The sequence below is a fragment of the Microbulbifer sp. SE14 genome, from assembly GCF_059834885.1.
The window spans coordinates 29,023-41,073 of sequence record NZ_JCBAJA010000026.1; the positions used below are offsets into that span (position 1 = coordinate 29,023).

A 12,051-nucleotide genomic window follows, 5' to 3' on the forward strand; every position below is an offset into this window, starting at 1 on the left:
TGATATGTGGTTGGCGGCGTAGGGTGCGCCGTGCGCACCATTGGTTCCGCCGGTGCGCGCGGCGCACCTATGAGGAGGCCCGGAAATGGCGGGAGCGCAGGCCCGAGGCCAGCAGCACCAGGACATAGGCGGCCGCGCCACCGGCGACCAGCACGCCCATACGCCCGGCACGGGCCTGCCAGGACCAGTCGCTCCAGTCCTGCCAGTAGTAGAGCGCCACCAGCAGCACCCCCACCATCGCCAGGTTCGCCAGCAGCAGGCGCAGCAGATAGGCGCCCCAGCCCGCCTCAGGGCGATAGACATCGTCCCGGCGCAATCCTTTGTACAGCAACCAGGCGTTGATCGCCGCCTGGCAGGCGGTGGCCAGGGCCAGCCCCATGTGGCCGAGTCTGAGGTAGTAATTCAGCGGAATCACGAACGCCAGGCTCAGCACCATCTTGGCGGCTATCGCGATCAGGCCGAAGCGCACCGGGGTATAGGTGTCCTGGCGGGCGAAATAGCCCGGGGCCAGCACCTTGATCAACATGAACGCCAGCAGGCCCAGTGAATAGGCCCGCAGTGACCAGGCGGCCATCTCCATATCCCGCGGCTCCATGGCCCCGTACTGGAACAGGGTCGTCAGCAACGGCTCCGCCAGAACCACCAGCGCCACCGCCGCCGGCAGCGAGATCAGGGTGACGCTGCGCAGCGCCCAGTCCAGGGTGTGGCGGAAGCGCCGAGGGTCGCCGTCCGCGTGCTGGCGCGACAGGTTCGGCAGTATCACCGTGGCCACGGCCACGCCGAAGACCCCCAATGGCAACTCGGTCAGGCGGTCGGAGAAGTACAGCCAGGACACGCTGCCGGTGGGCAGGAAGGAGGCCAGCAGGGTGTCCAGCACCAGGCTGATCTGGGTCACCGACACCCCGAAGATGGCCGGTGCCATCAGTCGCAGGATCTTGCGTACACCGGGGTAGTGCCAGTCCCAGCGCGGCCGCGGCAGCAGCCCCTGGCGCATCAGGAAAGGCAGCTGGAACAGCAACTGCACCACGCCGGCGGCAAACACCCCCCAGGCCAGCGCCATGATCTGCGGCTCGAACCAGCCGCTGGCGATGGTGGCCGCCGCGATCAGCACCAGGTTCAGCAGCACCGGCGTCAGTGCCGGCACCGCGAAGCGGTCGAAGCTGTTCAGTATCGCGCCGGCAAAACCGGTCAGGGAGATCAGCATCAGATAGGGAAAGGTGATACGCAGCATATCCGCCGCCAGATCGAACTTCTCCCGCTCGCTGCCGTCCCACCACCAGCCGAATGCGAAGATTCCCGCCACCAGCGGCGCACAGAGCACACCGAACAGGGTCACCAGCAGCAGGGTGCCGCCCAGCGCACCGGCGACCCGATCGTTCAGCGCTCGCGCCGCGGCGATACCGCCCTTTTGGCGGTACTCGGCCAGCACCGGCACGAAAGCCTGGGCAAAGGCGCCCTCGGCGAACAGGCGGCGGAAGAAGTTGGGGATCTTGAAGGCCACGAAGAAGGCGTCTGCGGCATCGCCGGCACCGGCAAAGCGGGCTAAAACCATGTCCCGGGCCAGCCCCGCCACCCTGGAGAGCATGGTGGCGCCGCCGACGATGGAGCTGCCGCGCAGCAGGCCGGAAGCGCCGGACCGGCTACCGGGCCGGTCGCTCGGGCGCTTCTGGGGCTTGTCCTTGTTGGCGGGCGACTGCGACAAAACGGCGACTCCTGGCAGATGATAGGGACCCACAGGGGCCCGGTGGCCGGCAAGTCTACCGCAATTCCCCCGGAGGGACGGAAGCCCCGGAACACCAAACAGTGCCTACTACCGCTGGCACGCGAGCCTATACTCAGAGTGAGCAAGTGGCGCGCCCCAAGGGAGAGAGGGGCGGAAGGAGATGACGGATGACCATCAACGCATTGATTATTGCTCTGGCGCTGGCAGTTTTGCTGTATGTCGCAGTGGCGCTCGGGCCCCGCCCCCAGCGTGTGCGTGTACGCATAGACGCCCCCCGCGACAGGCGCTATCGCCGCCCCCACTGGCGCCAGCCTGGGTAAGCGCGGCGAGGCTGCCAGATTTCGCCACAATTGCGCTCGGGTTCGCCACTCCGGCGCCACGGCAGCGCCTCCTTGCGGTTTTTTAATAAGTCCCGACCGGGCCGGAACACAGGGTGGCCCATACGAGAGACTCGAAGAAAACCGCAAGGAGATGGATCATGAAAAAAGTACTGATAGCCGCGACTCTGGGCTCCCTTATCGCCACCGGCACCCAGGCCGCAGATCACAAGCGTGAGTTCCAGGGATCGAAACTGACTCCGGCCAAGCAGGCCACCGTATTTACCGGCGCCGCCGTGGCGGGCGCAGCTGTGGGTGGGCCGGTCGGGTTTATCGCCGGTGCCCTGGGCGGAGCCTGGCTGGGCGAGCAGATCAAACAAGCAGAAGAGGCAGATATGCTGGCGACACAACTGACCGAGAGCCGCGTAGAACTGGGCAACCTGGCGCAACAACTGGACGCCGCGCGCCTGTCGGCCAACGACGCCAACGAACTGGCCCTGGATTCACTGCAATTCCAACTGATGTTCGCCACCGGCGACGACCAGCTGCAGGAAGAGCAGCTGCGCCAGGTCGCGGCCCTGGCGGACTTCCTCAACCGCCACAGCCGGCTGCAGATACAACTGGAAGGTCGCGCCGATCCGCGCGGCAGCGACGGCTACAACAATGTGCTGTCCGACCAGCGCGCCCTCTCGGTACAGCGCGCCCTGGAAGCCTGCGGTGTCGACCCCGCCCGCATCAGCCGCCGCGCACTGGGCGCCACCTACTCCAAGGCCCCCCGCGGCGACGCCGACGCCTACGCGATGGAGCGCCGGGTGGACATCCACTTCGAGCTGCCGGAGGCCATGGCGGGGAATTTTTAAGGGACGGGACTCGGGACTCGGGACTCGGGACTCGGGACTCGGGACTCGGGACTCGGGACTCGGGAAAGAATACCGAAGCCGATGCGAAGGTCCTGATGCCGGGGGCGGCTCGCGGGACCTTCTGCGGCCATGGATGGCCGCGGAGAGCGTACAGGGATGTATTCACGGGGGGGCGCCTAGCCCGTGTCCCGCAAACCGCCACCGGCAGCAGGACCGCCACAAGGCGATCTACAGGCACCTGTAGCCCGGACTGAAAATCCGACCCACACCAACACCCTCCTGTGAAACCCCTGTTGTACTTGATGTATTTGCGGGCGCCTGCGCCCGCTTTTTTGCCATTTCCCGGCGAATTCAGGCATGATTCCCCGCCAGTATAAAAATCACCCGGATCCAGCCATGTCTGCCACCATCGCCATCGTCGAAGACGAACGCGCCATCGCCGAGAACTACCGCGACGCCCTGCGCCGCAGCGGCTACCGAGTCGACCTCTACAGTTCGCGTCCCGACGCCCTGGAGGCCTTTCGCCAGCGGCTGCCTGACCTGGCGGTGATCGATGTCGGCCTGGGCGCGGAGGTCGAAGGCGGCTTCGAGCTGTGCCGGGAGTTGCGGGCCATGGCGCCCACCCTGCCGATCCTGTTCCTGACCGCGCGCGACTCGGAGCTGGACATCATCTCCGGCCTGCGCCTCGGCGCCGACGACTACCTGACCAAGGACATCTCCCTGCCCCATATACAGGCGCGCATCAATGCACTGCTGCGCCGGGTCAGCGTACTGCGGGACCAGAATGACGACACCGAAACCCTGACCCAGGGCAAGCTGGAGCTGGATATCTCGCGCCTGCACTGTCACTGGGAGGGCGAGCGGGTGGACCTGACGGTGACCGAATTCTGGATAGTGCACGCGCTGGCGAAGCGCCCCGGCCACGTGAAGTCCCGCAGCCAGTTGATGGAGGCCGCGCGGGTGGTGCTGGACGACAACACCATCACCTCGCATGTGAAACGCATCCGGCGCAAGTTTCAGGCGCTGGATGGAGGGTTCGATGCCATAGGTACTGCCTATGGGATGGGGTATCGGTGGCAGGTATGAGGCGAGAAGAAACGGGACTCGGGACTCGGGACTCGGGACTCGGAATAAGCAGCATTCCTGCTGACACGGCAGCGGTTTACTCCTTTCTTCACCAAGAGTGGACACAGAGCCACCGGCTGCACATTCATTGTTGGTATTTCGGGTCCCGAGTCCCGAGTCCCGAGTCCCGGCCAACTCCATGAACCTCCGCCGCCAACTCCTCCTCGTCAGCCTGGTCGCCCTGGCGCTGCCCTGGGCCGGCTGCCAGTATCTGCGCCAGGTGGACAGCGCCCTGGCCCAGGGGCAGATGCAGGCCCTGGAGGCCACCGCCAGCGCCGTGGCGGCGCGGCTCGCCAGTTCGCCGCAGCTGATAGTCCCGGATCCGGAGCGTCACGCCCGCCCGCCGGGCGCCCAGCTCTACCTGAATCCCCTGCCCCAGGCGCCGCTGCTGGACGGCTACGGCGACGACTGGCACCGTTGGAAATTCCCGACGCGCCAACTGCTGGACGCCGATGGCGAACCCCTCGCCCGGGTCACCCTGGGCCAGTTCGACGGCCGCATTTACCTGCTGCTGACCGTCGCCGATACCACCTCTGCCCATCACGATCCCCGTACCGGCCTGTTGGCCAGCGGCGATGCCATCGAATTCCACACTGCCGACCGCCACTACACACTGCCGGTGGCCAGCCAGGGCTCCGCCCAGGCCCTGTGGCACAACCCCAGACGCGGTGACACCGAGCGCGAACTGCGCCTGCGCGGTCGCTGGACCTCGTCCGCCCGCGGCTATCAATTGGAAGTGTCCCTGCCCTATGCGCTGACCGGCGGCGAACTGGCGATTACTGTCGTCGACCGCGACACCAGCGACGGCGGCCCGCCACGGCGCAGCGCCGGCACCCTGCCCACCGACGGCCTGCCCGGCAAGCTGGTGCAGCCGCTGGCTGGCCTACAGGCGGAGCTGGACCACTTCGCGCGGCCGCAGCTGCGCCTGGCAGTAGTGGACAGCGAGGGCTTCCTGCTCGCCAGCAGCGGGCGGGTTGAGACCGAAAACGAAGGCGAGCCGCAGGAATCCTGGCTGCGCAGCTGGATCTACCGCCGCCTGCTGGCCCGCGAGGCGCTGCCGGCCATGCCGGACAACGCACTGCCTGAGACGATGACCGGAAACCGCATCACCGAGCAGCAGTGGTTCCGCGGCCCCCTCGCCGGCCGTATCGGCGCGGTCAGTGTGCCGGTGATCACCCGCGCCCAGGCCCACAATCCCCGCAGGCATCCTACTGCGGCTGTCCCAGAGCACGGCCTGGCCGCCTTTCGCTCGGTCGGGGCGCTCGACGTACAATCCGGTACGCCTGCGCACCCCTCGGTCGCGACAAATCCGCCGGGAGCGGACTTGGGCGGCTCCGCCGCCCCGAAGGGCGCAGGGCAGGATGCCCGAAGCAAAGACGGCCAGTCCGCACCCCGGCACAGCCTCGCTACGGATCCCTGCGGGGATTGTGGACCAACCGTCGGGCGCCCACTGCTGGGCCGGGTGATCGCGCTGCAATCCGGCGAGGCGTTGCAGTCCCTGACCGAATCCGCCGCCCACCGCCTGTGGCTGATCAGCTGCGCCGCCGCCGGCACCGCGCTGTTGCTGCTGCTGGGCTACGCCAGCTGGCTGTCCTGGCGCATCCGCCGCCTGCACCGCGCCGCGCGCAACGCGGTGGACGCCAGCGGCAAGCTGCGCGGCGATTTCCCCCGCTCGCGCATGGGCGACGAACTGGGGGCCCTGAACCGCGCCTTCGCCAGCCTGCTGGCCGAGCTGGACCAGTATCACCAGTACCTGCGCACCCTGGCCGGCAAACTGTCCCACGAGCTGCGCACGCCCCTGGCGGTGGTGCGCTCGTCCCTGGACAACCTGGCCGCCAGCGACCTGGACGAGCACGGCCGCCGCTACGCCGAGCGGGCCATGGAAGGCGGCGCGCGCCTGTCCGGCATCCTCAACAGCCTGTCCGCCGCCAGCCACCTGGAGGCCAGCATCCAGCAGGCAGAAAAGGAAGACTTCGACCTGGCGGATCTGCTGCAGGTACTGGTGCAGAGCTACGGCGATGCCCAGCCGGCCCATCGCTTCGCCCTGGACAGGCCCGGGGGCGAGCTGCCATGTCACGGCGCGCCGGAACTGCTGGCGCAACTGCTGGACAAGCTGGTGGACAACGCCTGTAGCTTCGCGCCCGAGGGCAGCGAGATACGCCTGTCCGTGAGTTCGGAGGTGGGCCGCTACCGGCTGTCGGTGGAGAACGACGGCCCGCTGCTGCCGGAGGGCTACGCCCACAAGCTGTTCGACTCCCTGGTATCGGTGCGCGGCGACGGCAGCAGGGCCGGCCACCTGGGGCTGGGGCTGCATATCGCCCGACTGATCGCCGACTTCCACCGCGGCCGCCTCAGCGCCGCCAACCGCGAGGACGGCTGCGGCGTAATATTCACCCTGGATCTGCCGCGCTGATTTTCCTCCCCAAGGCTCGGACCCTGTAAGGGCCCGGGGGGCGGCCCTGCTGCCGGGGCCTTCTCATCTGATTCCCCATTCTCCCCCGTCCCCACAATGGTTGACAAACAACCAACGGTGGGGATAATGTCGCGTCCCGATCGGGCCCCGGCCCGTTAGTTACAGATTTATTGAGATTCCAGACAGGAGCAACCGGTGGCCAACTCACCTCAAGCGAAGAAACGCGCGCGCCAGAACGACAAGCGCCGCAAGCACAACGCCAGCCTGCGCTCCATGGTGCGCACCTACATCAAGAAGGTAGTTGCGGCCATCGATGCAGGTGACGCGGAAAAAGCCAAGACAGCCTACGCGGAAGCGGTGCCGGTCATCGACCGCATGGCGGACAAGGGCATTATTCACAAGAATAAGGCCGCCCGTCACAAGAGCCGCCTGAACGCGCAGATCAAGGGTCTGGCCGCCTAAGGATTCCGCAGAGGCGAATCTTGTGTTCGCCCAATAAAAAAGCCCCGCCAACGGCGGGGCTTTTTTATGCCTGCGGATCGGGCGCCATTTCAACGCACCCCCTACATCCCCCTCGCGAGCCCCCATAGCGGGCCAGGAACCCCTCGTATTTTAACCCTTCAGACCCGCCGCTGTTCCGCGGCCAGACGCAGCGCCAGGCCCGCCAGCACAAAGCCCATTATGTAGCGCTGCACCGCCAGCCACAGCGGGTTGCGGCTGAACCATCCGGAAATGCCCGCCGCGGACAACACGATCAGCAAGTTTACGGAAAAACTGACCGCGATCTGCGTCAGGCCGAGCATCAGCCCCTGGGAAAATACGGCACCCCGCTCCGGATCGATAAACTGGGGGAAGATGGACAGGTAGAAGACCGCGGCCTTGGGATTCAGCAGGTTGGTCAGGAAGCCCATCGCAAACAGGCGGCCCGGTGAATCCGGCGGCAGCGGCCGGGGGTCGAAGGGAGACCTTGCACCGGGGCGCAGCGCCTGCCAGGCGAGCCACAGCAGATAGGCGGCCCCGGCCCACTTCAGCAGCTCGTAGGCCATGGGCACTGCCAGCAGCAGCGCGGTCAGGCCCGCGGCGGCGGCAAGGATATGCACCAGGAAGCCGGCGACCACCCCCAGCAGGGAGATAAACCCGTCCCGCCTGCCCTGGCAGATGGAGCGCGACACCAGGTAGATCATGTTCGGGCCCGGCGTCAGCACCACCAGCAGCGCTGCGCCGGCGAATACCAGCCATTCGGTTGCGGAAATCATCGATCCCTCCCGGGCGCCGGATCAAAGGAGAATCAGGTTGTCGCGGTGAATCAGCTCGTCGTCGTCGCGGTAGCCGAGCAGCTCGATAAATTTTTCCGTCGGCTGGCCGAGTATCTTCGCGGTCTCGCCGCTGTCGTAGTTGACCAGGCCGCGGGCGATTTCCTCGCCGGCACCGTTGCGACAGGAGACCAGCTCGCCGCGGTGGAAGCGCCCCTCCACGGCGGTGACACCGACGGACAGCAGGCTCTTGCCGCCGGTGCGCAGGGCCGCCTCGGCACCGCTGTCGAGGATCAGGGCACCGCGTACCTGCAGCTGGCCGGCCAGCCAGCGCTTGCGTGCCGTGAGCGGGTCCGCCTCCGGCAACAGCAGCGTGCCCAGGGGCTCGCCGGCGCAGACCCGCTCGATGATGCTTTCCCGCGCGCCGCCGGCGATCACAGTACAGGCGCCGGAGCGGGCCGCCAGCTGCGCGGCGCGCACCTTGGTGGTCATGCCGCCGCGGCCGAGGCCGCTGCGGGAGCCGCCGGCCATGGCCAGCAGCTTCGGGTCCGCGGCCGAGGCCTCGCCGATCAGCTCCGCCTGCGGATTGTCGCGGGGGTCCTGGGTGAAGAGGCCGTCGGCGTCGGTCAGGATCAGCAGCGCATCCGCCTCCACCAGGTTGGCCACCAGGGCCGCCAGGGTGTCGTTGTCGCCGAAGCGGATCTCGTCGGTGACCACCGTGTCGTTCTCGTTGACGATGGGCAGGGCCCCGAGGGCCAGCAGGGTGCGCAGTGTGCTGCGCGCATTCAGGTAGCGGGTGCGGTTGGAGAGATCGTCGTGGTCCAGCAGTATCTGCGCGGTGCGGCAGTCGAACTGGCCGAAGGCGTGTTCGTAGACCTGCACCAGGTGGCTCTGGCCTATGGCGGCAGCCGCCTGCAGTTGGTGAATGGACTCGGGGCGGCGGCGCCAGCCGAGCCGGTCCATGCCGGCGGCCACGGCGCCGGAGGAGACCAGGATCACCTCTACGCCGCGCTCGCGCAGCGCGGCAATCTGCTCCACCCAGTTGAATATCGCCGCGCGGTTGACGCCGCGGCCGTTGTCGGTCAGCAGGGCGCTGCCGATTTTGATGACCCAGCGCCTGGCTGAAGCGAGCCGCTGGCGAGACGATCCGGAATCCATTTCCCCCTCCCCCACCCCCTCCCCCGCAAGCGGGAGAGGGGAGAAAAACGAATCAGTGGCGGTATTCTATATCGACGTCGTGATCGTCGTCGTCCCAATCTTCATCCTCGCCGCCCAACCCCTTGGCGGCGCGGCGCTTGGCGCGCTGGATCTCGCGCAGCTCGTCGATGCGCTCGCGCGCCTCGCGCTGCATCTGCCGCTGGGATTCCAGCTCCGCCTCGACCAGCTCCGGATCGGCGGCCTCCTCTTCCCTGCGCTCCTCCAGGTAATCCATCAGGCGGCCGGAGAGCACATCGGTGCCCTCGCCGCGGATGGCGGCGACGCGGAACACCGGCCCCTTCCAGCCCAGCGCCCGGACTATGGCATTGCAGCGCTCGTCCAGCTCCGCCACCGGCACCAGGTCGGTCTTGTTCAGTACCAGCCAGCGCTCGCGACCGGCCAGGGTGGGACTGAAACTGGCCAGCTCGCGCTCGATCGCCAGTGCGTTTTGCGCCGGGTCCGAACCGTCGAAGGGCGCCAAGTCCACCAGGTGCAGCAGCACGCGGCAGCGGGTCAGGTGCTTGAGGAAGCGGACCCCCAGGCCCGCCCCCTCGGCCGCGCCCTCGATCAGGCCGGGGATGTCGGCGATCACGAAGCTGCGGTGCTTCTGCACCTGCACCACGCCCAGGTTGGGTACCAGGGTGGTAAAGGGGTAGTTGGCCACCTTGGGCCTGGCCGCGGACACGGCACGGATAAAGGTGGACTTGCCGGCATTGGGCAGGCCCAGCATGCCCACGTCCGCCAGCACTTTCAGTTCGAGCTTGAGGTTGCGCTCCTCGCCCATGCTGCCTTTGGTGGTCTGGCGCGGGGCGCGGTTGGTGCTGGACTTGAAGCGGGTGTTGCCGAGGCCGTGCCAGCCGCCCTGGGCCACCAGCAATCGCTCCCCGGCCTCGAGCATGTCGCCGAGGGTCTCGCCGGTGTCAACGTCGATCACGGTGGTGCCCACCGGCACCTTCAGCACCAGGTCCTCGCCCTTGGCGCCGGTACAGTTGCGGCCGCGGCCGGGTTCGCCGCTCTGGGCGGCATAGCGGGTCTGGTAGCGGTAGTCCACCAGGGTGTTCAGGGAGTCGTCGGCCTCCAGGTAGACGGAGCCGCCGTCGCCGCCGTCGCCGCCGTCGGGGCCACCCTTCTCGACGAACTTCTCCCGGCGAAAGCTCAGGCAGCCGTTGCCGCCCTTGCCGGCCTGGACGTGGATGGGAGCTTCGTCTACGAATTTCATGGTAATTCCAGTGTAGTTTTTCGGGACCCGACCCCGGATACAAAAAACCCCGCTCAAGGCGGGGCTTTCGGGACTGTCTCGGCAGCCTTGGCCAACAACCTTATGCCGTTTCGATGGAAACGAACTTGCGGTTGTTGGGGCCCTTCACCTCGAACTTCACGACGCCGTCCGCGGTGGCGAACAGGGTGTGGTCCTTGCCCATACCAACGTTGACGCCGGCGTGGAACTTGGTGCCGCGCTGACGCACGATGATGTTGCCCGCCAGAACGGACTGGCCGCCAAAGCGCTTCACGCCCAGGCGTTTACTTTCGGAATCGCGACCGTTGCGCGTACTACCGCCAGCTTTCTTGTGTGCCATGAGTCGTTACTCCTCTGCTTATGCCTTGATGCCAGTGATCTTGACTTCGGTGTACCACTGACGGTGGCCCTGGCGCTTCAGGGAGTGCTTGCGGCGACGGAACTTGATGATCTTCACCTTCTCGCCGCGACCGTGGCTGACCACTTCGGCAGTCACTTTAGCGCCGTCTACTACGGGGGCGCCGATGTTGATCTTGTCGCCGTCGACGACCATCAGCACCTTGTCGAAATCGATGGATTCGCCGGTGGCGACTTCCAGCTTCTCCAGGCGAAGTACTTCGCCCTCTTCTACGCGGTGCTGCTTGCCACCGCTTTCAATAACAGCGTACATATTTCTATGCTCCGATATGGACGACACGAAGCAGCGGATGGGACTCTGCAGTCACTGCCCCGCATTTTGGGAGCTTGCGCCGTGTGTTTAAAACTACATGCCGCCGCCGGCAGTCGAGGGCCGGTCAATGCGGGGCGCAGATTCTAATCAATTCGCCGGATTGATACAATAGCGCCCCTTCGCGATCCGGACGCCTCCGGAACAGCCCTCAGAAGCAGTATAAGGAATCTGTACATGTTGCCTTTCCACCGGGTCGCCGCCGACGATTTCGCCGCGGTCAACCAGCGCATTCTCGACCAACTGCACTCGGACGTGCCCCTGGTGGAAAACATCGGCCACTACCTGGTGGAGGCCGGCGGCAAGCGCCTGCGGCCGCTGCTGGTACTGCTGTGCGCCCGCGCGGCCGGCTATAGAGGCAGCGACCATATCGACCTGGCGACCATCATCGAGTTCATCCACACCGCCACCCTGCTGCACGACGACGTGGTGGACACCTCGGACAGGCGCCGCGGCCGCCTGACCGCCAACGCCAAGTGGGGCAACGCCCCCGCGGTACTGGTGGGCGACTTCCTCTACTCCCGAGCCTTCCAGATGATGGTGGCGCTGCAGAATATGGACATCATGGCCATCCTCTCCGACACCACCAACACCATCGCCGAGGGCGAGGTGCAGCAGCTGGTGAACGCCGGCGACCCCGAGGTGGGCGAGGACAACTATCTCACCGTGATCCACAAGAAGACCGGCGCCCTGTTCGAGGCCGCCTGCGAGACGGCGGCGGTGCTGGCCGGCTGCTCGGGCGGGCAGCGCGAATCCCTGAAACTCTACGGCCGCAGCCTCGGCCTGGCCTTCCAACTGGTGGACGACGCCCTCGACTACCGCGGCAACCCGGAAGAGCTTGGCAAGAATGTCGGCGACGACCTGGCCGAGGGCAAGCCGACGCTGCCGCTGATCTACACCATGGCCAACGGCACAGCCGCGCAGGCGGCGCTGGTGCGCGAGGCGATCGAGCGGCGCAGCGCGGACAAGCTGAGCCAGATAGTCGAGGCTATCGAAGCCTGCGGGGCGCTGGAGTACACCATGGAGCGGGCGCGGGCGGCTGTGGACGAGGCCAAGGATCAGTTGGCGTTCCTGCCGGAGGGGGAGCAGAAGACGGCGCTGCAGCAGCTGGCGACTTTTGCCGTGGAAAGAACGGTCTAGAAAGGTACTGCGGAAATTGATCCGAAGGGCGAACCTTGTGTTCGCCCTATGAGCGGCGG

11 protein-coding genes are annotated in these 12,051 nt (G+C 66.7%); 5 read left to right on the plus strand and 6 right to left on the minus strand.

Annotated features, from left to right (window positions below):
• Window positions 1-67 precede the first annotated feature (67 nt).
• Window positions 68-1,621, minus strand: a complete 1,554-nt coding sequence (murJ, locus tag AC6R19_RS16965) for a murein biosynthesis integral membrane protein MurJ (RefSeq protein WP_500581087.1) — start codon at window positions 1,619-1,621, stop codon at window positions 68-70.
• Window positions 1,622-2,201: 580 nt separating this feature from the next.
• Here murJ and AC6R19_RS16970 point away from each other — a divergent pair.
• The 4 genes from AC6R19_RS16970 to rpsT all read left to right on the plus strand — a co-directional run bounded on the left by AC6R19_RS16970 (window position 2,202) and on the right by rpsT (window position 6,900).
• Window positions 2,202-2,900 carry an OmpA family protein gene (locus AC6R19_RS16970; RefSeq protein ID WP_500581042.1) on the plus strand — a complete coding sequence of 233 codons (699 nt, stop codon included), beginning with the start codon at window positions 2,202-2,204 and terminating at the stop codon, window positions 2,898-2,900.
• A 396-nt stretch (window positions 2,901-3,296) separates the two neighbouring features.
• Window positions 3,297-3,986, plus strand: coding sequence for a proteobacterial dedicated sortase system response regulator (gene pdsR / locus AC6R19_RS16975; protein WP_500581043.1), 690 nt, complete (start codon window positions 3,297-3,299; stop codon window positions 3,984-3,986).
• A gap of 178 nt (window positions 3,987-4,164) precedes the next feature.
• A complete protein-coding gene (locus AC6R19_RS16980) occupies window positions 4,165-6,438 on the plus strand; it encodes an ATP-binding protein (protein WP_500581044.1) in 2,274 nt (757 codons plus the stop codon).
• Window positions 6,439-6,633: 195 nt separating this feature from the next.
• Window positions 6,634-6,900, plus strand: coding sequence for a 30S ribosomal protein S20 (gene rpsT, locus AC6R19_RS16985; protein ID WP_500581045.1), 267 nt, complete (start codon window positions 6,634-6,636; stop codon window positions 6,898-6,900).
• 158 nt (window positions 6,901-7,058) lie between these two features.
• Here the strand turns inward: rpsT and AC6R19_RS16990 are convergent, their stop codons facing one another.
• The 5 genes from AC6R19_RS16990 to rplU form a co-directional block, all read right to left on the minus strand.
• Window positions 7,059-7,694: a LysE family translocator gene (locus AC6R19_RS16990; RefSeq protein WP_500581046.1), complete on the minus strand. Its 636-nt coding sequence runs from the start codon at window positions 7,692-7,694 to the stop codon at window positions 7,059-7,061.
• 21 nt (window positions 7,695-7,715) lie between these two features.
• Complete coding sequence (gene proB, locus AC6R19_RS16995) at window positions 7,716-8,849, minus strand: glutamate 5-kinase (RefSeq protein WP_500581047.1); 1,134 nt, start codon at window positions 8,847-8,849, stop codon at window positions 7,716-7,718.
• A gap of 52 nt (window positions 8,850-8,901) precedes the next feature.
• A complete protein-coding gene (gene cgtA, locus AC6R19_RS17000) occupies window positions 8,902-10,107 on the minus strand; it encodes an Obg family GTPase CgtA (protein WP_500581048.1) in 1,206 nt (401 codons plus the stop codon).
• 100 nt (window positions 10,108-10,207) lie between these two features.
• Window positions 10,208-10,465, minus strand: a complete 258-nt coding sequence (rpmA, locus tag AC6R19_RS17005; RefSeq protein WP_193166355.1) for a 50S ribosomal protein L27 — start codon at window positions 10,463-10,465, stop codon at window positions 10,208-10,210.
• An 18-nt stretch (window positions 10,466-10,483) separates the two neighbouring features.
• The gene (gene rplU, locus AC6R19_RS17010; protein WP_073277570.1) at window positions 10,484-10,795 is read right to left on the minus strand and encodes a 50S ribosomal protein L21; all 312 of its coding nucleotides are present in this window, start codon (window positions 10,793-10,795) and stop codon (window positions 10,484-10,486) included.
• A gap of 234 nt (window positions 10,796-11,029) precedes the next feature.
• Between rplU and AC6R19_RS17015 the strand changes: the two genes are divergently transcribed.
• Complete coding sequence (locus tag AC6R19_RS17015; RefSeq protein ID WP_500581049.1) at window positions 11,030-11,992, plus strand: polyprenyl synthetase family protein; 963 nt, start codon at window positions 11,030-11,032, stop codon at window positions 11,990-11,992.
• Window positions 11,993-12,051 lie beyond the last annotated feature (59 nt).

Bases quoted from the DNA above. Each gene is read 5' to 3' on its own strand.
- AC6R19_RS16980 (WP_500581044.1), top strand. From the start codon at position 4,165: ATGAACCTCCGCCGCCAACTCCTCCTCGTCAGCCTGGTCGCCCTGGCG.
- pdsR (WP_500581043.1), top strand. From the start codon at position 3,297: ATGTCTGCCACCATCGCCATCGTCGAAGACGAACGCGCCATCGCCGAG.
- rpmA (WP_193166355.1), bottom strand. From the start codon at position 10,465: ATGGCACACAAGAAAGCTGGCGGTAGTACGCGCAACGGTCGCGATTCC.
- cgtA (WP_500581048.1), bottom strand. From the start codon at position 10,107: ATGAAATTCGTAGACGAAGCTCCCATCCACGTCCAGGCCGGCAAGGGC.
- rplU (WP_073277570.1), bottom strand. From the start codon at position 10,795: ATGTACGCTGTTATTGAAAGCGGTGGCAAGCAGCACCGCGTAGAAGAG.
- AC6R19_RS16970 (WP_500581042.1), top strand. From the start codon at position 2,202: ATGAAAAAAGTACTGATAGCCGCGACTCTGGGCTCCCTTATCGCCACC.
- AC6R19_RS16990 (WP_500581046.1), bottom strand. From the start codon at position 7,694: ATGATTTCCGCAACCGAATGGCTGGTATTCGCCGGCGCAGCGCTGCTG.
- proB (WP_500581047.1), bottom strand. From the start codon at position 8,849: ATGGATTCCGGATCGTCTCGCCAGCGGCTCGCTTCAGCCAGGCGCTGG.
- AC6R19_RS17015 (WP_500581049.1), top strand. From the start codon at position 11,030: ATGTTGCCTTTCCACCGGGTCGCCGCCGACGATTTCGCCGCGGTCAAC.